Below are 20,744 nucleotides of genomic sequence, written 5' to 3'. Positions count from 1 at the left end.
TCCCCTCCTACGCGCCTTCCGCGGCCGCGACGATCCGGGCCGTCCAGGCCACCCCGCCCCACTCCAGTAGCCCGCCGACCACCAGGCAGCCCCACCCGGCCGGGGTGTGCAGCAGCACCCGCAGTGGGTCGGCGCCCAGTGCGCTGCCCATCAGGAGCCCGGCCGCCGGCAGCAGTGCCAGCATCAGCGCGGTGGCCCGAGGGCCCGCCAACTGGGCCTGCAGCTCCTCGCGTTGATCCCGCTGCGCCCTGAGACCGGCCGCGATCCGCTCCAGCCCCGCGGCCAGTCCCGCGCCGCCCTCCACGGCCACCTGCCAGCACGCGGCCATACCGGTCAGCCCCGCGGCCCCCGGCTGCCGCGCCGCCACACGCAGCGCCTGGGAGACGTCCCCGCCGTACCGCGCGGCCGCCAGCACCGCCGAGCCCGACGCACCGAGTCCGGTCGCTCCCGCTGCGAGCAGGGCCTGCGCGGGCTGCCGCCCGGCCCGCAGCTCCCCCGCCACGGCCGCGCACAGCGCGATCACCGCGGCGGCCTGCCGGTCGCGCACCCGCCCCGCGCCGCGGGTGACCAGCCACCGGCGGACGAGGAACACCGTGACCACGGATGCGGCCACCGGGAACACGGATTCGCCCAGCATCCCCAGCGCCAGCCCCGCCGGCAGACACCAGATCTCCTGCCCGATGTCTCCCCTGCGGCCGAGCCTCCAGCGGCGCCCCGCGTCCCCCTCGACCAGCCGCCCCGCGCACCACTTCCGCACCCCCTCGCCGCGCAGCCGGGCCGGCCATCCGCCTTCCGGGTCCGCTGCTCCGCACCCGCCGAGCAGCGCCCGGGCCCGCCGCCGTACGTCGTCCGGCCTGCCACCGGCCGACCGGAGGGCGGCGCCCGCGCAGAGCACCGCGACCAGCAGCGCCACCCCGGCCACACTCATCCGGACACACCCCCGCCCCGCTCACACAGCTGCCTCAACCGCTCCCAGCCGCGCCCTTCTTGGAACCCGTCCGGGCCCCAGACGGCGGCCGGGACGGTCACCACGAAGCCGTCGCGGTCCCGCTCCAGGACATGGACCTCGGCGATCCGGCGCCGCCCGATCCGGTCGCGTACGAGATGCAGCACGACCGAGAGCGCGGCCGCCAGCTGGCTGTGCAGCGCGGCACGGTCCAGGCCCGCCGTCGAACCGAGGGCCTCCAGGCGCGCGGGAACATCGCAGGCGGCGTTGGCATGGACCGTGCCGCAGCCGCCCTCATGGCCCGTATTCAGAGCCGCCAGCAGGTCCGTCACCTCGGCACCGCGCACCTCGCCGACCACCAGCCGGTCCGGGCGCATCCGCAGCGCCTGCCGTACGAGGTCCCGCAGCGTCACCCGGCCGACGCCCTCCTGGTTGGCGGGCCGGCTCTCCAGCCGCACCACATGGGGATGGTCCGGCCGCAGCTCCGCCGAATCCTCGGCGAGGACGATCCGCTCGGCGGGGCCGACCAGGCCGAGCAGCGTGCTGAGCAGAGTGGTCTTGCCGCTGCCCGTACCGCCACTGATCAGGAAAGACAGCCGGGCCGCCAGTAGCGCCCGGAGCAGCCGGTCGCCACCCGGCGGGACCGTGCCGGCCGCCACCAGCTCCGCGAGGCTGAAGGCCCGCGGCCGCAGCACCCGTAGGGACAGACAGGTTCCGGCGACGGCCACCGGGGGCAACACGGCATGCAGCCGGGTGCCGTCCGGGAGTCGGGCGTCCACCCATGGCCGGGCATCGTCCAGCCGCCGGCCGGCCACCGCCGCCAGCCGCTGGGCGAGTCTGCGCACCTCCGCCGCGTCCCGGAAGCGGACGTCCGTACGCTCCAGCCCGCCACCGCGGTCCACCCACACCTCGTCCGGCGCGGTGACCAGGACATCCGTGACATCGGGCGCGGCCAGCAGCGGCTCCAGCGGCCCGCTGCCCACCATCTCGGACCGCAACGCGGCCACCACGCCCAGCACTTCGGCATCGCCCAGCAGCCGCCCCTGCTCGCGTAATGCCACGGCCACCCGGGCGGGCGTCGGCTCCGCCCCGGCCTCGGCGAGCCGCCGGCGCACCATCTCCAGCAGGTCCGTTCCGTGGCTCATCCCCGGCCTCCGCCCCGGCCGACAGCAGGTTCCCTCACACCGGCCCCGTACTCCGTGCTCTCCCCCGGCCCGCGGCCCGGTCCCGCCCCCGCGACAGACGCCGGGCCGCCGCCGTCGACCCCGCTCTCCGTCAACCGCTCCCAGAACGCCGTGCAGAACCGCGCCAGCGGCCCGCGCACCTGCGCCCCCGGTGGCACCCCTCGCGAGAGATCGGCCAACAGACCGGCCTCCCAGGGCACTTCACCGGCCAAGGGCAGCTCCATGAGGCGGGCGATCTCGTCCGGCGGCAGGCCGTGTCCATGCCGTCCGGGAGCCCCGCGCGCCACCACGCGCAGATCACCGAGCACCTTCTGCACCCCGGCGGCCACCCGCTGCGCCGCCGCGACCGCGCGCAGCTCCGTAGGGACGAGCAGCAGGCCCATGTCCACCTGGGCCAGGGCCTCCGCCACCGCTGCGTCGACCCTGCGCGGCAGGTCCACGACCACGACACCGCCGCGCCGCCGCGCCGCGGCCATGACCGCGCGCATGGCCGGGGGCGGGATGGTGACATCGGAGCCCCGGTCCCAGCTGAGGACCCGGAACGAGTGGAGCCGCGGGAGCGACTCGGCCAGGGCTCCGCAGGCGACCCGGCCCCGTGATTCGGCGAACGCGGGCCAGCGCAGGCCCTTTTCCTTCTCGCCGCCCAGCAGGACGTCCAGCCCACCGCCCAGCGGGTCACCGTCGACGAGCAGCGTGCGCCGTCCCGTACGGGCCGCGGTGACGGCCAGCGCGCCGGCCAGGGTGCTCGCTCCGGCGCCGCCGCAGCCGCCGATGACGCCGACCGTCAAGGCCGGCGGCCCGACGCCCTCGACCGCATCGGCGATCCGGTCCGCGAGCCAGCGCTCGCCGTCGGGGAGGGCCAGCACGCGCTCGGCGCCAAGGGCGACGGCCAGCCGCAGGACGGCCGGATCGTCCGCGTCCTGCCCCGTGAGGATGACGCCCGCCCGGCGTCCGGCCCCGCGCATCCGGGGCGCGCAGTCAGCGCCGACGATCACCAGAGGCGGTGCTTCCCAGTCCCCTTTACGGGCCGGCGGGCCGTGCGCCACTTCGGGCAGCGCCCCGGCCGCCGCACACAGCCGCAGAAGATCGTCGAGGAGTCTTTCGTCCTCGGTGATGATCAGCGGACCGCCCCGCTCCTCGCCGGTATGGACCGGCCGTTCCGATGGCGTCATTCCGGCCACGTTCCGTCCCCCTATCGCTACACAACTCGCGCATCCGCGAACTCGCGGACTTTTACGCTGCACCGATCGGGAAAATCTTGGGGATCTTGACCCAAAATTGTGGACAACTCCGGGGCTGTGAATATCCCTGTCACCTATTCCAGCGACGGGCGGCTACTTCTGGGGCTCAAGAGAGCCTTCCATAGAGCAGCACACTGGCTACGGTGCGTAATGAGGTGGGAGCGGAGAGACCGCGGGCGCCGAGCAGGCAAGGGGAAGTGCGGATCAGCGTCCGGCGGCGGAAAATGCGTCCGGACATGCGACGACCCCCGCCGGGGGGGAGAGCGGGGGTCGTCCCCACGGCCGACTCGGGGGGGGAGGAGCCGGACCGGGTTAGCACGGTCGCGAACGATCCGTGACTTCCATGGTGTACCCGAGAGCCTTCTCAGGCAAACCCACGCGCCACACCTTACGCCGAATGGTGGGCGCCTATGCTCGCCCCGTGGAAAACCACTCCGTGCCTCACTCGACTCCCCGTACTGCCGCGTTCTTCGACTTGGACAAGACCGTCATTGCTAAGTCAAGCACGCTGACCTTCAGCAAGTCGTTCTACCAAGGCGGCCTGATCAATCGGCGGGCCGTACTGCGCACCGCGTACGCCCAGTTCGTGTTCCTGGCGGGCGGCGCCGACCACGATCAGATGGAGCGGATGCGGGAATATCTCTCCTCGCTGTGCCGCGGCTGGGACGTGGCCCAGGTGCGGGAGATCGTCGCCGAGACGCTGCACGATCTGATCGACCCCATCATTTACGACGAGGCGGCCTCGCTCATCGAGGAACATCACGCCGCGGGGCGGGACGTCGTGATCGTCTCCACCTCGGGCGCCGAGGTCGTCGAACCGATCGGTGAACTCCTGGGCGCGGACCGGGTGGTGGCCACGCGCATGGTCGTCGGCGAGGACGGCCGTTTCACCGGCGAGGTGGAGTACTACGCCTACGGCCCGACCAAGGAGGAGGCCGTGCGGGAACTCGCCGCGTCCGAGGGCTACGACCTCGAGCGCTGCTACGCCTACAGCGATTCGGCCACCGACGTCCCGATGCTCTCGGCGGTCGGCCACCCCTTCGCCGTCAACCCGGACCGGGCGCTGCGCCGCGAGGCGGTCGCGCGGGGTTGGCCGGTTCTCTCCTTCAATCGGCCGGTCCCGCTCAAGCAGCGGCTGCCGACGCTGTCGATGCCCTCACGACCGGCGCTCGCCGTGATGGCCGCAGTGGGCGCGGCCATGGCGACCGCGACGCTGGTCTGGTACGCGAGCCGGCGGAAAACTCCAAAGCCACGCCTCGGTCTTATTGGCCGGAGCGGCCGCGTCGCCCGTAATGCCCGCGTTTGAAGTCAAACGTAAAGATCTGAGGCACGGGGTTCCGCTTCCCCCGCCCGAGGAGTACAAAGGACTTAACGGCCCGCGAGACCAAGGACATCCGAGAGGAACACCTTTAACGCAGGAAGTGGCCCACGGACCGATGCATGAATGTCGGGAACCCACGCGACGTCGACCCGTCGATTGCGGGCCAGCCGCACCAGGTAACCGGACAAAGATTCCGGCCTGATGGGCAAATATTCGAGCACGCTTGGTAACCCGGCAGACATGCCAGCGGCGGTACCACAGACTGGTACCGCCGCAACCCTTGTTCAGGGGCGAAGGAAGCAATCCTTCCGGAATTCTCCGAGCACCGCCCAAAGGGCTTCACCCGGCCGCCCGTTATGCCGCGCCGCGCTGGAGCGCCTCACAGACAGCGGTGCTCTCCCGTACGCCGAGTTCCACCGCGCGTCCACAGTGCGCGATCCACGCGGCAACGCCCTCCGGGGTACCCGAGACATAGCCCTCCAGGGCCGCGACATACGCCGCGCGCCCCAGTTCGGCGTGCCCGACCTCGGCGGGGCAGATGGACTTCGGGTCCAGTCCGCTGCCGATCAGCACGATCCGCTCGGCGGCCCGCGCGACCAGCCCGTTGCACGTGGCGAACGGCCGCAGGGCGAGCAGCTCACCGTGCACCACCGCCGCGGTCACCAGCGCCGGCGCCTCGCTGCCCGCGAGGAGCAGCCGCGCCAGCCCGTCCAGCCGCCCGGCGACCTCGTCGGCACCCGGCAGCGGCAGCTCGATCAGCGGTTCGTCCACCGGTTCGGCGCCCAGCCGGGGCCGCCCCACGGTCTCGTCGGCCACCCGGCCGGCCTCATCGGCACCGCGCCCCCCGCTGGACGCGGCCACCAGATGGAGCCGCGCCAGCACCCGCAGCGGCGACTGCCGCCACACGCTGAGCAGCTGTCCGGCCTCCGCGGTCAGCCGCAGGGCCGCGCCGACCGTGCGCGGCTCGCCCTCGACGCCGAAGTCGGTGCGGCGCCGGACCTCTTCGAGCGCCCAGTCGGCCCCTGAAAGCGCCGCGGAACCACGCGCTCCGCGCAGCGCCGCCTCGGACGTCACCTCGTTGCTGCGGCGTCGCATGACCCGGTGCCCGTAGACCCGGTCGACGCCCTTGCGTACGGAGTCCACGGAGTCGGCGACTCCCGGGAGCGAGGCCAGGGTCACGAGCGGGTCGGCGCTCGCCTGTGGGGGTTCGGGGGGCGTCCCCCGGGAGATTCCAGCCATGGGTACGACCCTACGCACCACCAGGCCGGACCCCTCGAAGGAGTGGTCTTCCTCACGCAGCCCTCTCACCCTGAGCGAGATCAAGATTACCCTTGGTGAACATGAAGATCGCTTTCGTAGGCAAGGGCGGCAGCGGCAAAACCACCCTGTCCTCCCTGTTCATCCGGCATCTCGCCGCTTCCCGGGTCCCCGTGATCGCCGTGGATGCCGATATCAACCAGCACCTGGGCGCCGCGCTCGGCCTCGACGAGGCGGAGGCCGCCACGCTTCCCGCGATGGGTGCCCAGCTGCCACTGATCAAGGACTACTTGCGCGGCAGCAATCCCCGGATCCCGTCCGCCGAATCAATGATCAAGACCACCCCGCCCGGCGAGGGCTCGCGGCTGCTGCGGGTCGGCGAGGACAACCCCGTCTACGACGCCTGCGTCCGGCCGGTGGAGCTCGACGGGGCCGCCGTGCGGCTGATGGCGACCGGCCCGTTCACCGAGTCCGATCTCGGCGTGGCCTGTTACCACTCCAAGGTCGGTGCCGTGGAGCTGTGCCTGAACCACCTCGTGGACGGCCGGGAGGAGTATGTCGTCGTCGACATGACGGCCGGTTCCGACTCCTTCGCCTCCGGGATGTTCACCCGCTTCGACATGACCTTCCTGGTCGCCGAGCCGACCCGTAAGGGCATCGCCGTCTACCGCCAGTACAAGGAGTACGCACGGGACTTCGGCGTCCCCTTGAAGGTCGTGGGCAACAAGGTGCAGGGCCCGGAGGACCTGGCCTTCCTGCGCGAGGAGACCGGCGACGACCTGCTGGTCACCGTCGGCCACTCCGACTGGGTGCGGGCCATGGAGAAGGGCCGCCCGGCCCGCTTCGACCAGCTGGAGGAGGCCAACCGGCGCGCCCTGGAAGCGCTGCACCACACCGCCGACGCCGCCTACGCGCGCCGCGACTGGGAGCGCTACACCCGGCAGATGGTGCACTTCCACCTGAAGAACGCGGAGAGCTGGGGCAATGCGAAGACCGGAGTCGATCTCGCCGCCCAGGTCGACCCCGCCTTCGTGCTCTCCGAGGGAGCTGCCACCCCACAGCCCGCCTGACCTGCCGGACGACGCGGGCGGGCGCCACCGGTTCGGCCGGTCCAGCCGGGCGGCAGCCCGTTCCGCGTCGCGACTCAGCAGCCGCCGACGTTCTTCGCGGTGCCGGTGAGCGCCGTCCCGGTGAGGGAGCGGAATCACCGCGCACCACCTTGAGACGTCAAGAAATTGAGATGTCAAGAAAAGGACGGAAAACCGCAAGCCGAAAGTCCCCACGTTCACCGGATAGGGGGATGAATTGCGGCGAATGACCGCAAAAGCTTCTCCTTGCCTTTACCTCTCATTACGGTTCATTTACCGATGCTTGAGAGTCACCGGACCATCGCCCAACAGTGATACCCGCCGGTCGGCTCACGTCCCGCCGCAGTACACCGCCGCCCCACGATCGCGCCCCGCGCGACCGCGTCGCCCCGGAGGAGACGGGAATGCCGCAGACCGAGAAGTTGCCGCCGCAGCCGCCGCGCACATCGCACCGCACCGACATCCCTCCCGAGCCCCGTACACCGTCCGATCTCGGCTCCCCGGCGAAAAAGGGCCGGGCCGCCCGCCGGGACCTCTCCGCCTCGGTCGTCGTCTTCCTGCTCGCCGTCCCGCTGTCCCTGGGCCTCGCCCTGGCCACCGGCGCCCCGCTCCAGGCCGGTCTGGTCTCCGCGGTCGTCGGCGGCATCGTCGCCGGTCTCCTCGGGGGCGCTCCGCTCCAGGTGAGCGGCGCGGCAACCGGCCTCCTGGTGGTCACCGCCGATCTGGTCCAGCGCTACGGCTGGCGCGCCACCTGCGCCCTCACGGTGCTGGCCGGCCTCACCCAACTCGCCCTCGGCGCCCTGCGCGTGGCCCGCGCGGCGCTGGCCATCAGCCCGGCGATCGTGCACGGCATGCTGGCCGGCATCGGGGCCACCATCGCCCTCGGCCAGCTCCATGTGGTGCTCGGCGGCAGCCCGGACAGCTCGGCGCTCGACAACGCCGCCGCGCTGCCCGGCCAGTTGGCGCACCCCCACGCCGTCGCGCTGCTGATCGGCGCCGTCACCGTCACCGTGCTCCTCGGCTGGGGACGGCTGCCGGGCCGCGCCGGGCGGTGGGCGCGGGTGCTGCCCGCCCCGCTGGCCGCCGTGCTCGCCGCGACGGCCGTCAGCGCGGGAACGGAGGTGGCGCGGGTGGAGCTGCCGTCCTGGCGGATGCCCGAGCTGCCGGTGCTTCCGGACGACTCCCTTCCGGCCCTTGCCGCCGCGGTACTGACCGTCACCCTCGTCGCCAGCATGGAGTCGCTGCTGTCGGCGGTGGCCGTGGACCGGCTGGCGGCCGATCGTCCGGACGCCCCCACGGGGCGCGCGCGGCTCAACCGTGAGCTGGCGGGCCAGGGCGTGGCCAATACGGTCTCCGGGCTGCTGGGCGGGCTGCCGATCTCCGGGGGCGCGATCCGCGGCTCGGCCAATGTGCGGGCCGGCGCGGTCACCCGCCGCGCCACCGTGCTGCACGGCGTCTGGGTGCTGCTGTGCGCGGGCCTGCTGGCCACGGCGCTGGAGCTGATTCCGCTGGCCGCACTGGCCGCGCTGGTGATGGTCGTCGGCGTACGGATGGTGAGCTTCGCGCACATCCGGCACGTCCAGCGGCACCGGGAATTCCCGGTGTACGCGGCCACGTTGGGCGGTGTGGTCCTGTTGGGTGTGCTCCAGGGTGTGGTGACGGGCATCGCGGTCGCGGTCTTCCTGGCGCTGCGCCGCCTGACGCACACCCGTGTCACGGTCACGGAGGAGGCGGACGGCCACCGGGTGCGGGTCAGCGGGCAGTTGACGTTCCTGGCGGTGCCGCGGCTGAGCCGGGCGCTGGCGCAGGTGCCGGCGCACACCGATGTCGTCGTCGAGCTGTGCGGTTCGTTCATGGATCACGCCGCCTACGAGGCGCTTCAGTCCTGGTCGGCCACCCACCGGGCGCACGGAGGCCGGGTGACGCTCGGCGGCCGCTCGGGGCGGCCGCTCGCCGCGCAGGCCGGTGCGCACTCCTGCCGTCCGTGGACGCCCTGGCGCAATCATCACTGCACCCGGCCCGCCCCGGACCCGGCGGCGGTCCCGGAGAGCAGCGGCAGCCAACTCATGGGCGGGGTCTCGGCATTCCAGCGCCATACGGCTCCGCTGGTGCGCGAGGAGCTGTCCCGGCTGGCGCGCGAGGGTCAGCGGCCCACCCAGCTGTTTCTGACCTGCGCCGACTCCCGGCTGGTCACGAGCATGATCACGTCCAGCGGGCCGGGCGATCTGTTCACCGTGCGCAATGTCGGCAATCTGGTGCCGCCGACCGGCTCCGACGCCTCCTGCGACTCCGTGGGCGCGGCGATCGAGTACGCGGTGGAGGTGCTGCGGGTCGGCTCGATCACGGTCTGTGGGCACTCGGGGTGCGGCGCCATGGGGGCGCTGCTGGGCGCGGCCGCACCGGCAGACGCCGAGCCGACCCCGCTCTCCCGCTGGCTGCGGCACGGCCGGCCGAGTCTGGCCCGTATGCAGCGCATCGGACGGCTGGGCCGGGGCGAAGTCGCCCTCAGCGGGCGGCCGGTGAGTGATGACCAGGAACGGCTCGCGCTCGTCAACGTCATGCAACAGCTCGACCACCTCCGGGCCCACCCGTGTGTGGCCCGCCGGGCGGCCGAGGGCACACTGACCTTGCACGGCATGTATTTCCATGTCGGCGAGGCCCAGGCATATGTGCTCGACGAGGCCGCCGGGCGGTTCTGCGCGGTGCGCGGCGAACCTGCGCCGGTCACGGTCTGACCTGCGCGGCGTCTCCTCAACAGCCCTTGAACACGCCCTGAACGAAAGGTCTACACCAATAACTGTCCACAGCCCTTGTCAGGGCCGGGCGCGGGCTGATGAGCTATGGCCTGGGGACACATCGGACGCCCTGGGATTGGGAGATGTCGTGAGCAACGAAAGCCTGGCCAACCTGCTCAAGGAGGAGCGGCGGTTCCCGCCGCCCGCCGATCTGGCCGCGAACGCCAACGTCACGGCTGCCGCGTATGAGCAGGCCGCGGCAGACCGGCTGGGCTTCTGGGCCGAGCAGGCCGAACGCCTGTCCTGGGAGACCGCGCCGACCCAGACCCTCGACTGGTCCAACGCACCCTTCGCGAAGTGGTTCGCGGACGGCAAGCTCAATGTCGCGTACAACTGCGTGGACCGGCATGTGGAGAACGGCCTGGGTGACCGGGTCGCCATCCACTTCGAGGGCGAGCCCGGCGACACCCGCGCGATCACCTACGCCGAGCTCCAGCGCGAGGTCTCCAAGGCCGCCCATGCGCTGACCGAGCTGGGCGTGCGCAGCGGCGACCGGGTCGCCATCTACCTGCCGATGATCCCGGAAGCGGTCATCGCCATGCTGGCCTGTGCGCGGCTGGGCGCTCCGCACTCGGTCGTCTTCGGCGGCTTCTCCGCGGACGCCCTGGCGACCCGCATCAACGACGCGGACGCCCGTGTGGTGATCACCGCCGACGGTGGTTACCGCCGCGGCAAGCCGTCCGCCCTCAAGCCCGCCGTCGACGCCGCACTGACCAAGCCCGGCACGGAGAACGTCCGCAGCGTCCTCGTCGTACGCCGCACCGGCCAGGAGGACGTCGACTGGCACGAGGGCCGCGACGTGTGGTGGCACGAGATCGTCGACCGGCAGAGCGACCAGCACACGCCCGAGGCCTTCGACGCCGAGCACCCGCTGTTCATCCTCTACACCTCCGGCACGACAGGTAAGCCCAAGGGCATCCTGCACACCACCGGCGGCTACCTCACCCAGGTGTCGTACACCCACCACGCCGTCTTCGACCTCAAGCCGGAGACCGACGTCTTCTGGTGCACCGCCGACGTCGGCTGGGTGACCGGCCACTCGTACATCACCTACGGCCCGCTCTCCAACGGCGCGACCGAGGTGCTCTACGAGGGCACGCCCGACTCCCCGCACCAGGGCCGCTGGTGGGAGATCGTGCAGAAGTACGGCGTGACGGTCCTCTACACCGCGCCGACCGCGATCCGCGCCTGCATGAAGTGGGGCGACGACATCCCGGCGAAGTTCGATCTGTCGTCGCTGCGCGTCCTCGGGTCGGTGGGCGAGCCCATCAACCCCGAGGCGTGGATGTGGTACCGCAAGCACATCGGGGCCGACAAGACACCGATCGTCGACACCTGGTGGCAGACCGAGACCGGCGGGATGATGCTGAGCCCGCTGCCGGGCGTCACGACGACCAAGCCCGGTTCGGCCCAGATGGCGCTGCCCGGTATCGCCGCGACGGTCGTGGACGACGACGCGCGCGAGGTCCCCGACGGCGCCGGCGGCTACCTCGTCCTGACCGAGCCCTGGCCGGCCATGCTCCGCACGATCTGGGGCGACGACCAGCGCTATCTCGACACGTACTGGTCCCGCTTCGAGGGCAAGTACTTCGCCGGTGACGGTGCCAAGAAGGACGACGACGGCGACATCTGGCTGCTCGGCCGGGTGGACGACGTGATGCTGGTGTCCGGCCACAACATCTCCACCACCGAGGTCGAGTCGGCGCTGGTGTCGCATCCGAAGGTGGCCGAGGCCGCGGTCGTCGGCGCCGCCGACCCGCAGACCACCCAGGCCATCTGCGCCTTTGTCATCCTGCGCGGCGGTGCGGCGGAGGACGAGGGCCTGGTCGAGGAGCTGCGCGCCCATGTCGCCCAGCAGCTCGGCCCGATCGCCAAGCCCAAGCGGATCCTGCCGGTCGCGGAGCTGCCCAAGACCCGGTCCGGCAAGATCATGCGGCGGCTGCTGCGCGATGTCGCCGAGAACCGCGACCTCGGTGATGTCACCACCCTCACCGACTCCTCGGTCATGGACCTGATCCAGGCGAAGCTGCCGAGCGCGTCCAGCGAGGACTGAGCGGGACGGCGTACGCAGGGGCATCCGGCCGACGCGGCCGGGTGCCCCCTTGCCGTGGGCCGGCCGCCCCTCCCCAGCGGCCCCTCGTCCGAATTGACCGTAAAGTGAGGTCACCGGATAGCCGCTTGCGCCCGCCCGGTACAGTGGGACACGCGTCAATGACACGCTAAAACTCTGGGTGCGCCGGGAAGTCTGGTCGGCAACTGCAACAGCCGTACACAGCTGCCGAAAGCCGGAGGTCATCCAGTGAGCGCGCCAAGCAATCAAACGATCAAGAAGTGTGCGCCGCGCGCCCACCGTCCCGCCGAGCGCGACGAGGCCCGCGCATGAGCGCCCCCCGGAACCGCCGCACCCCGTTCCTCGGACGGATGTCGCTGCCCGAGCGGAACTTCATCGCGGAGGCGCTACGTGCCGAAACCGTCGGCGGCGTCCTCCTCCTCGCCGCCGCCGTAGCCGCTCTGATCTGGGCAAACACCCTCGGCAAGAGCTACGAGACGGTCCGCGGCTTCCACCTGGGGCCGGCCGCGCTGGGCCTGGACCTGTCCCTCCAGCACTGGGCCGCCAACGGGCTGCTCGCGATCTTCTTCTTCGTCGCCGGTATCGAGCTCAAGCGCGAACTGGTCGCCGGCGAGCTCCGTGACCCCAAGGCCGCCGCCCTCCCCGTGGTCGCCGCGCTCTGCGGCATGGCGATGCCGGCGGTCGTCTACTTCGCGGTCAACAGCATCGGCGGCGGCTCGCTCCAGGGCTGGGCGGTCCCCACCGCCACCGACATCGCCTTCGCGCTCGCCGTACTCGCCGTGATCGGCACATCCCTGCCCGCCGCGCTGCGCGCCTTCCTGCTCACCCTCGCCGTCGTCGACGACCTCTTCGCGATCCTGATCATCGCGATCTTCTTCACCTCGAAGATCAACTTTCTGGCGCTCGGCCTCGCCCTCGCCGGCCTGGTGCTCTTTTACCTGCTGCTGCGCAAGGGTGTCCGCGGCTGGTACGTCTACGTCCCGCTCGCCCTGGTCATCTGGGGCCTGATGGAGAACAGCGGGGTGCACGCCACCATCGCCGGCGTCGCCATGGGCCTGATGCTGCGCTGCACCCGGCACGACGGTGAGACGCAGTCCCCGGGCGAACACATCGAGCATCTGGTCCGCCCGCTCTCGGCCGGCTTCGCCGTGCCGCTGTTCGCCCTGTTCTCCGCGGGCGTGTCCATATCCGGCGGTGCGGTCCACGAGGTCTTCACCCGGCCGGAGACGCTCGGGGTCGTGCTCGGCCTGGTGGTGGGCAAGGCGCTCGGCATCTTCGGCGGCACGTGGTGCGCCGCCCGCTTCACCCGGGCCGAGCTCAACCCCGACCTCAAGTGGCCGGATGTCTTCGCCGTCGCCTCCCTGGCCGGCATCGGCTTCACGGTCTCCCTGCTCATCGGCGAACTCGCCTTCGCCGGAGACCTGGTGCTGACCGACGAGATCAAGGCGTCGGTGCTGATCGGCTCGCTGCTGGCGGCCGTCCTCGCCGGCATCCTCCTCAAGGTCCGCAACACCAAGTACAAGAAGCTGTGCGAGGACGAGGAGCGGGACGAGGACCAGGACGGCATCCCCGACATCTACGAACTCGACAAGCCGGAGTACCACCTGCGGATGGCGGCGATCCACGAAGCCAAGGCCGCCGAGCACCGGCGGCTTGCCGAAGTGGCCTCCGACTCGCATGCCGGAGACGATGGTCCGGCATGATCTGAGAGGCTTTGCATCCGGGTGAAGAGAAGAGGGAGACGGCGATGAGCGCAGTCCACGACGGCACGGACCGCAGCCTCGGACAGCTGGTGGCCACGGCCACGGCCGAAATGTCCGCGCTGGTGCACGACGAGATCGCGCTGGCCAAGGCGGAGTTCCGGCAGGACGCCAAGCGCGCGGGCATCGGCAGTGCCGCGTTCATGGTGGCCGGTGCGCTGGCGCTGTTCGCGCTGCCGGTGCTGAGCTTCGCGGCGGCGTACGGCATCCACAACCTCGGCCTCGGGCTCGCCTGGTCCTTCCTGATCGTCGGGGGCGCCTTCCTGGTCCTCGCCGGACTGCTGGCCCTCATCGCGATGGCCAAGATGAAGAAGATCAAGAAGCCGGAGAAGTCGATCAACTCCGCCAAGGAGACCGCAGCCGTACTCCAGAAGGCCAAGCCGCACCCGCGTGTGGCGCCCGTGGAGCACCCGGTGCTGGAGTCTGTGACACGCTCATCGGTATGACAGCCCCTGACAGCACCGCCGCGGTCGTACGGCTCGGCATCCCCAGCGGGGAAGAGGTGTCGCACCGCGACGTCGCGGCCAACGGCGCCCGCTTCCACATCGCGGAGATGGGCGACGGCCCCCTGGTGCTGCTGCTGCACGGCTTTCCACAGTTCTGGTGGACCTGGCGGCACCAGATGCCGGCGCTCGCCGAGGCGGGCTTCCGGGCGGTCGCGATGGATCTGCGGGGCGTCGGCGGCAGCGACCGCACCCCGCGCGGCTACGACCCGGCGAACCTCGCTCTGGACATCACGGGCGTCATACGGTCCCTGGGAGAGCCGGACGCCGCCCTCGTCGGCCACGACCTGGGCGGCTATCTCGCCTGGACGGCGGCGGTGATGCGGCCCAAGCTGGTGCGCCGGCTGGCGGTGTCCTCGATGCCGCATCCGCGGCGCTGGCGCTCGGCGATGCTCGCCGACGTCCGGCAGAGCGCCCGGAGTTCGCACATCTGGAACTTCCAGCGCCCCTGGCTGCCGGAGCGCGCGCTGACGGCGGACGACGCGGCGCTGGTGGGCCGGATGATCCGCGACTGGTCCGGCCCCCGGCTGCCGGACGACGACGACCTGATGGTCTACCGCCGGGCGATGGGCATCCCCTCGACGGCGCACTGCTCGATCGAGCCGTACCGCTGGATGGTGCGCTCGATGGCCCGCCCCGACGGTCTCCAGTTCAACCGCCGGATGAAGATGCCCGTACGGGTCCCGACGCTGCATCTGCACGGCTCGCTCGACCCGGTGATGCGCACCCGCAGCGCGGCCGGCTCCGGCGAGTACGTCGAGGCGCCGTACCGCTGGCGGCTCTTCGACGGGCTGGGGCACTTCCCGCACGAGGAGGACCCGGTGGCGTTCTCCACGGAGCTGATCAACTGGCTGAAGGACCCGGAACCGGACCGGTGACGAACCGCCGTCCCGGGGCCGGGCAGAGCGCAACGCCGCCCCGGGACGGGCTGTTGAACCCACCACGCGAACCGGTTCTTCCACGCTCCCCGCGCACCTCTCAGCGGGCTTTCCGTACCGCTCGGCGGCGCGGCCGCACACCGCACTCGAACGTGCATCTGACGAACAGCCACTTGCCCGGCGCATAGGCCAATTGGCGGTCCCCGGGGCGGTTACGGACCTTGGGCCACGGGCAGAGTCGAGGGTATGGGCTGGACGCACGACTACCGTGACGTGGCACGCAACCGCCGCAGCAGTACCGTTGCCGTGGGTACTCAGGAAAGGGGCCCGGACCTCAGGTCCGGCGCAGCCCCCGACCCGGCGCACCCGATGGGGATTCCGCGCATCCTGCGCCGCAGAGCGCGCTGGATGAGCGCGCGACTACGCCATCCCCGCACCTGATTCCTCGGCCCGCCGACGGGCGCGGGACTTCCCCCGCCGGACGTCGACGGGCGGCAGCGCTTCTCCGAACCGCCAGGACCTCTCCGGTGGCCGGGCCCACGCCCGCCCACCGGAGTGGCTCTAGATCGCGCAGCCCTGGCTGTCGACCTGCTGCTGGGCCTTGCGCCCCCTGATGGCGTCCTCACGGACCTCGTCGGCGGTCAGCGCGTAGCCGGTGCGCGAGTCGTCCCGCGACTTCGCGAAGACGACGCCGTAGACCTTGCCCTGCGGGGTGAGCAGCGGGCCGCCGGAGTTGCCCTGCCGGACCGTGGCGTAGAGCGAGTAGACATCGCGGCCGACCGTGCCGCGGTTGTAGATGTCCGCGCCGTTTGCCTGGACACGGCCGCGGACCCGGGCCGCGCGGACGTCGTAGCCGCCGTTCTCCGGGAAGCCGGCGACGATGGCGCTGTTGCCGCTGCTCGCGTCGGTACCGGTGAACTGGAGCGCCGGGGCCTGGAGCGAGGGCACGTCCAGGACCGCGATATCGCGCCGCCAGTCGTAGAGCACGACCTTGGCGTCGTACGTACGGCCCACGCCGCCCACCTGGACGGTCGGCTCGCGCACTCCGCCGACGACATGGGCGTTGGTCATCACACGGTGCCGGCCGAAGACGAAACCGCTGCCTTCCAGGACCTTGCCGCAACTGGGGGCCGTGCCGACGACCTTGACGATGCTGCGCTTGGCCTGCGCCGCGACCGGGCTGGTGGCCAGCCGGGGATCGGGCGCCGGGACATTGTTGATCGGCTCGTTGGAGAACGGCGTGAAGACCTGCGGGAAGCCGTTCTGGGCGAGGACCGAGGAGAAGTCCGCGAACCAGGTGCCGGCCTGCGGGGGCAGCACCCGGGACACCCCGAGCAGCACCCTGGAGTTGCGGACCTCCTTGCCGAGCGTCGGCAGGGAGGTGCCGGCCAGCGCCGAGCCGATCAGCCAGGCGACCAGCAGCATCGCCAGGACGTTGACCAGCGCCCCGCCGGTGGCGTCCAGCGCTCTCGCCGGTGACCACGTGATGTGGCGGCGCAGTTTGTTGCCCAGATGGGTGGTGAGCGCCTGGCCCACGGATGCGCACACGATCACGATGGCGACCGCCGCGATGGCCGCGAAGGTGCCGGGAGTCGCCTCCCCGGTGATCTCGTTCCAGATCACCGGCAGCAGATAGACCGCGATCAGGCCGCCCCCGAGGAAGCCGATCACGGACAGGATGCCGACGACAAAGCCTTGCCGATAGCCGATGATGGCGAACCACACGGCCGCGACCAGCAGCAAAATGTCCAGGACGTTCACGCCGGACACCGTCTCACGAGCGCCAGTCGAGCGGGACGGCCTTGTCACGGTCCCACGGAATCTCCCAGCCCGCGTAGTGCAGGATCCGGTCGATGACTCCGGCCGTAAACCCCCAGACCAGGGCGTTCTCGACAAGGAAAGCAGGCCCGATGTGGCCGCTGGGATGGCGGGTTGTCACGCGGTGGGCCGGGTCCGTGAGATCCGCCACGGGAACCGTGAACACCCGGGCGGTCTCCGCCTGGTCGACCGCGCCGACCGGGCTCGGCCGGCGCCACCACCCCAGGACGGGCGTCACCACGAAGCCGCTGACGGGGATGTAGAGCCGCGGCAGCACGCCGAAGACCTGCACACCGGAGGGATCGAGTCCGGTCTCCTCCTCGGCCTCGCGCAGCGCCGCCTGGACCGGACCGGAGCCCTCCGGGTCGCCGTCCTCCGGGTCGAGGGCGCCACCGGGGAAGGAGGGCTGGCCTGCATGGGAGCGCAGGGTGCCGGCGCGCTCCATCAGGAGCAGCTCGGGGCCGCGGGGGCCGTGGCCGAAGAGGATCAGTACCGCGGACTGCCGGCCACCGCTCTCGGGCGGCAGAAAGCGGCTGAGCTGGGGCGGCTCGATCGTGGCGGCCACCCGGGCCACCGGGGCCAGCCACTCGGGCAGGCCCTCGGCCGTGACCGCCGCCTCCCGGCCGGACGCCTCCCCGGCGTCCTCCTTGCCGTACCGCTGCTCCCGTGCACTCCGCATCCGCGCCCCCTCAGGCCTGGCATCGATCGTCGGTCACCTCTGGGCGGCGGTCGTCAGGACGCGGCCACCGGGGGCGCCATCGGCGGCGCGGGCCGCCCCGGATAGTCGGCCGGTGGCTTCAGGCGCTGCCCCGGCTGGCCGCCCAGCTCGTACTTCAGCAGCTTCCTGGCCTTCTCCGGGTCCGTCTCGCCCTCGCCGTACGCGGGGCACAGCGGGGCGATGGCGCAGGCTCCGCAGGCGGGCTTGCGGGAGTGGCAGACGCGGCGGCCGTGGAAGACGACGCGGTGCGAGAGCATCGTCCACTCGCTCTTGGGGAAGATCTCGGCGACATCCGCCTCGACCTTCTCGGCGTCCTCGGCGGTGGTCCAGCCGAAGCGGCGGGCCAGCCGGCCGAAGTGGGTGTCGACGGTGATACCCGGGACGCCGAAGGCGTTGCCCAGCACCACGTTGGCGGTCTTGCGGCCGACTCCGGGGAGGGTGACGAGGTCCTCCAGGCGGCCCGGGACCTCACCGCCGAAGCGGTCGCGGAGCGCCGCCGACAGGCCGATCAGCGACTTCGTCTTGGCCCGGAAGAAGCCGGTCGGCCGGATCAGCTCCTCCAGCTTCTCCGGAGGCATCGCCGCCATGTCCTCGGGCGTCGGGCAGACCGCGAAGAGGCGCGGGGTGGTCTGGTTGACCCTCAGGTCGGTGGTCTGCGCGGACAGGACCGTCGCGACCAGCAGCTCGAAGGGGTTGGTGAAGTCCAGCTCGGGGTGGGCGTACGGATACAGCTCGGCCAGCTCGCGGTTGATCCGGCGGGCCCGCCGCACCATGGCGACCCGGGACTCGGGCTTGCGCGCGGGCGCCTTCTTGGCGGGCGTCTTGGCGGGCGTCTTCCCGGCGGCCGTCTTGGCGGGCGTCTTCGCCGTCGCCTTCTTGGCCGTCGACTTCTTGGCAGGCGCCTTCTTGGCCAGGGCGGTCTTCCCGGCGGCCGTCTTCTTGGCGGGGGCCTGCCCGGCGACCGCGGTGGCCTTCTTCGCGACAGGCTTTTTGGCGGTGGCCTTCTTCGTGACGGCCTTCTTGGCCGCCGCCGGCTTCTCGGGGGTTGCGTTCACGGGGCGGCCTTCTTCCCTGCCGAGGTCTTGCCTGCCGGAGTCGTCCTCGCGGCGGTCTGCACGGTCGTGTCCTGCGCCGGCGGTCGCGACGCGCCGGTTTTCCGGACCGGCGGCTTCCGGTGGGGCGCCACCCCGGAGAGGGATTTGTTACATTTATCCGAATCCGATGCGCGGCCGGACGGCTGTTCGCCCACAGCGGAATCCCGCCCTGCGCTCACTCTTCCGGCCCCCCAGTCCTCTGCTCTCACCGGCGTATTGGACACTCGGCCAGACTAAGGCCAGCCACTGACATCCGGCTTGATCGCTGTGATTCCTGACCCCAATCGGCCCCCTGCCTTATGGCTCGGGGCACCGGTCCGGCAAACTTGTGATTGATCGCACTGTTTTGCATTCCGGCATGATGGGGACCACAGTCCCCCGGAGCATGTCGACAAGGAGAGATCTCGTGGACGACGTTCTGCGGCGCGCACCGCTCTTCGCGGCGCTCGATGACGAGCAGGCGGCGGAGCTGCGCGCCTCAATGGGAGAGGTCACGCTCGCCCGCGGCGACGCCCTGTTCCACGAAGGGGACCCCGGCGACCGCCTCTACGTGGTCACCGAGGGCAAGGTGAAGCTGCACCGCACTTCCCCCGACGGACGAGAGAACATGCTCGCCGTCCTCGGCCCCGGAGAGCTGATCGGTGAGCTCTCGCTCTTCGACCCCGGCCCCCGTACGGCCACGGCTTCCGCCCTCACCGAGGTCAAGCTCCTCGGTCTGGGGCACGGCGACCTTCAGCCCTGGCTGAACGCCCGCCCCGAGGTGGCCACGGCCCTGCTGCGGGCGGTCGCCCGGCGGCTGCGCAAGACCAACGACCAGATGTCCGACCTGGTGTTCTCGGACGTACCGGGCCGCGTGGCCCGCGCCCTGCTCGACCTGTCGCGCCGCTTCGGTGTGCAGTCCGAGGAAGGCATCCACGTGGTCCACGACCTGACGCAGGAAGAGCTGGCCCAGTTGGTCGGCGCCTCCCGCGAGACGGTCAACAAGGCGCTCGCGGACTTCGCGGGCCGCGGCTGGCTGCGCCTGGAGGCGCGCGCCGTGATCCTGCTGGACGTCGAGCGGCTGGCCAAGCGCTCGCGCTGAGCCGCCCGCAGACAGCCTGGAAGGGCCCCGCTCCGGCGGGGCCCTTCGTCATGGGCGCCCGCAGGACCGCCGACGGCCCGAGGGCCCGCCACGGCCCGCTAATTCGCTCGCCGGACCACCGCGGTCCGCGCCATGGTGGCGCCATGACCCACAGCACGGGACTGGACCGGGACGGCTGCTTTCTACGGGAGGGGGCGCTGGACCGGGTGTCCGCGCCGTTCGCGCCCGTAGTGGCGGAGCTGGGCGCCCGGCTCGGCGACCACTTCGGCCCCGCCAGGCTGCACAGCGGCTATCTCTACGGCAGCGTCCCCCGTGGCACCGCCGTCCCCGGCGTCTCCGACCTCGATGTGCTGCTCGCCCTGCGGGACGCGCCCACCGAGGGCGACCGGGCCGCCGCCCGCGCCGTAGAGGACTGCCTCGACGCCGCCTTCCCCCAGGTCGACGGCGTCGGGATCCTGCTGTTCGGCGTGCAGCGCCTGCTGAGCGCGCCGGAGCGGTACGACCTGGGGTGGTTCGTGGCCTGCCTGTGCACGCCGCTCAGCGGCCCCGATCTCGCCGCTCGGCTGCCCCGCTACCGCCCCACCCCGCTCCTCGCCCGCGAGACCAACGGCGACCTCTTCCGCGGCCTGCCCGGTCTGCGCGCACAGGCCGCGGCGGCCACTACGGAAGCCGAGCGCACCCGGCTGACCCGGAGTGTGGCGCGCCGACTCGTCCGTACCGGATTCACCCTGGTCATGCCGCGCTGGCGCGGCTGGACCAGCGACCTCACCGAGTCCGCCGAGGTGTTCGGCCGCTACTACCCGGCGTACGCCGAGCAGATGCGCGCCGCGGCGCGCGCTGCCCGGACGCCGGCCGCGCACCCGGAGCTGCTGGACGAGCTGCTGTCCGGCCTCGCCCCCTGGCTGGCCGACGAGTATCTGGCCGTCCACGGGGCGAAGGCTCCCCGCCCGTAGGCGCCCTGACGGGGCCTCTCGGCGACCCGGGGCCGC

17 protein-coding genes are annotated in these 20,744 nt (G+C 71.8%); 10 read left to right on the top strand and 7 right to left on the bottom strand.

Features of this window, described 5'->3' with window-relative positions:
• Nucleotides 1-7 precede the first annotated feature (7 nt).
• The 3 genes from QT196_RS21860 to ssd are packed head-to-tail and all read right to left on the bottom strand — an operon-like array spanning nt 8 to nt 3,302.
• Nucleotides 8-928 (bottom strand): type II secretion system F family protein, encoded by a 921-nt coding sequence (locus QT196_RS21860; RefSeq protein ID WP_266737926.1) that lies wholly within the window; start codon nt 926-928, stop codon nt 8-10.
• Entirely contained in the window at nt 925-2,091 is a 1,167-nt protein-coding gene (locus QT196_RS21855; protein ID WP_168480662.1) for a TadA family conjugal transfer-associated ATPase, read from the bottom strand. The genes QT196_RS21860 and QT196_RS21855 overlap by 4 nt, the downstream gene beginning before the upstream one ends.
• Nucleotides 2,088-3,302 (bottom strand): septum site-determining protein Ssd, encoded by a 1,215-nt coding sequence (gene ssd / locus QT196_RS21850; RefSeq protein ID WP_290355476.1) that lies wholly within the window; start codon nt 3,300-3,302, stop codon nt 2,088-2,090. Before ssd ends, QT196_RS21855 begins: the two co-directional genes overlap by 4 nt.
• 466 nt (nt 3,303-3,768) lie before the next feature.
• Here ssd and QT196_RS21845 point away from each other — a divergent pair, with 466 nt between their 5' ends.
• On the top strand, nt 3,769-4,677 hold the full coding sequence (locus QT196_RS21845; protein ID WP_085923234.1) for an HAD-IB family hydrolase: 909 nt from the start codon (nt 3,769-3,771) through the stop codon (nt 4,675-4,677).
• A gap of 369 nt (nt 4,678-5,046) precedes the next feature.
• Here the strand turns inward: QT196_RS21845 and QT196_RS21840 are convergent, their stop codons facing one another.
• A complete protein-coding gene (locus tag QT196_RS21840) occupies nt 5,047-5,931 on the bottom strand; it encodes an oxidoreductase (RefSeq protein ID WP_290355475.1) in 885 nt (294 codons plus the stop codon).
• A gap of 101 nt (nt 5,932-6,032) precedes the next feature.
• On the opposite strand from QT196_RS21840, the gene QT196_RS21835 reads away from it, so the two are divergent.
• The 7 genes from QT196_RS21835 to QT196_RS21805 all read left to right on the top strand — a co-directional run bounded on the left by QT196_RS21835 (nt 6,033) and on the right by QT196_RS21805 (nt 15,485).
• Nucleotides 6,033-7,019 (top strand): ATP-binding protein, encoded by a 987-nt coding sequence (locus QT196_RS21835; protein WP_168480659.1) that lies wholly within the window; start codon nt 6,033-6,035, stop codon nt 7,017-7,019.
• A 422-nt stretch (nt 7,020-7,441) separates the two neighbouring features.
• The gene (locus tag QT196_RS21830; RefSeq protein ID WP_290355474.1) at nt 7,442-9,772 is read left to right on the top strand and encodes a SulP family inorganic anion transporter; all 2,331 of its coding nucleotides are present in this window, start codon (nt 7,442-7,444) and stop codon (nt 9,770-9,772) included.
• 148 nt (nt 9,773-9,920) lie between these two features.
• Entirely contained in the window at nt 9,921-11,885 is a 1,965-nt protein-coding gene (acs, locus tag QT196_RS21825) for an acetate--CoA ligase (protein ID WP_290355473.1), read from the top strand.
• A 326-nt stretch (nt 11,886-12,211) separates the two neighbouring features.
• Nucleotides 12,212-13,606, top strand: a complete 1,395-nt coding sequence (gene nhaA, locus QT196_RS21820) for a Na+/H+ antiporter NhaA (RefSeq protein WP_168480657.1) — start codon at nt 12,212-12,214, stop codon at nt 13,604-13,606.
• Between the two features lie 44 nt (nt 13,607-13,650).
• Nucleotides 13,651-14,109, top strand: a complete 459-nt coding sequence (locus QT196_RS21815) for a phage holin family protein (protein ID WP_018089969.1) — start codon at nt 13,651-13,653, stop codon at nt 14,107-14,109.
• Nucleotides 14,106-15,044: an alpha/beta hydrolase gene (locus tag QT196_RS21810; protein ID WP_168480656.1), complete on the top strand. Its 939-nt coding sequence runs from the start codon at nt 14,106-14,108 to the stop codon at nt 15,042-15,044. Before QT196_RS21815 ends, QT196_RS21810 begins: the two co-directional genes overlap by 4 nt.
• Nucleotides 15,045-15,290: 246 nt before the next feature.
• On the top strand, nt 15,291-15,485 hold the full coding sequence (locus QT196_RS21805) for a hypothetical protein (protein WP_168480655.1): 195 nt from the start codon (nt 15,291-15,293) through the stop codon (nt 15,483-15,485).
• Nucleotides 15,486-15,605: 120 nt separating this feature from the next.
• Here the strand turns inward: QT196_RS21805 and QT196_RS21800 are convergent, their stop codons facing one another.
• From QT196_RS21800 to nth, 3 genes are read right to left on the bottom strand one after another with little or no spacing between them, the layout of a single operon-like run.
• Nucleotides 15,606-16,805 carry a MarP family serine protease gene (locus tag QT196_RS21800; RefSeq protein WP_168480654.1) on the bottom strand — a complete coding sequence of 400 codons (1,200 nt, stop codon included), beginning with the start codon at nt 16,803-16,805 and terminating at the stop codon, nt 15,606-15,608.
• A gap of 13 nt (nt 16,806-16,818) precedes the next feature.
• Entirely contained in the window at nt 16,819-17,541 is a 723-nt protein-coding gene (locus QT196_RS21795; RefSeq protein ID WP_168480653.1) for a CoA pyrophosphatase, read from the bottom strand.
• Nucleotides 17,542-17,594: 53 nt separating this feature from the next.
• The gene (gene nth, locus QT196_RS21790) at nt 17,595-18,635 is read right to left on the bottom strand and encodes an endonuclease III (RefSeq protein ID WP_290355472.1); all 1,041 of its coding nucleotides are present in this window, start codon (nt 18,633-18,635) and stop codon (nt 17,595-17,597) included.
• 445 nt (nt 18,636-19,080) lie between these two features.
• On the opposite strand from nth, the gene QT196_RS21785 reads away from it, so the two are divergent.
• Nucleotides 19,081-19,755 carry a Crp/Fnr family transcriptional regulator gene (locus QT196_RS21785; protein WP_006604164.1) on the top strand — a complete coding sequence of 225 codons (675 nt, stop codon included), beginning with the start codon at nt 19,081-19,083 and terminating at the stop codon, nt 19,753-19,755.
• 143 nt (nt 19,756-19,898) lie between these two features.
• Nucleotides 19,899-20,708 (top strand): nucleotidyltransferase, encoded by an 810-nt coding sequence (locus QT196_RS21780; protein WP_168480651.1) that lies wholly within the window; start codon nt 19,899-19,901, stop codon nt 20,706-20,708.
• The last annotated feature ends 36 nt before the right edge of the window (nt 20,709-20,744 follow it).

The organism is Streptomyces sp. P9-2B-2 (genome assembly GCF_030406865.1).
Taxonomy (GTDB): Bacteria; Actinomycetota; Actinomycetes; order Streptomycetales; family Streptomycetaceae; genus Streptomyces; species Streptomyces platensis.
This window is presented reverse-complemented; position numbering and strand designations above follow the sequence as displayed.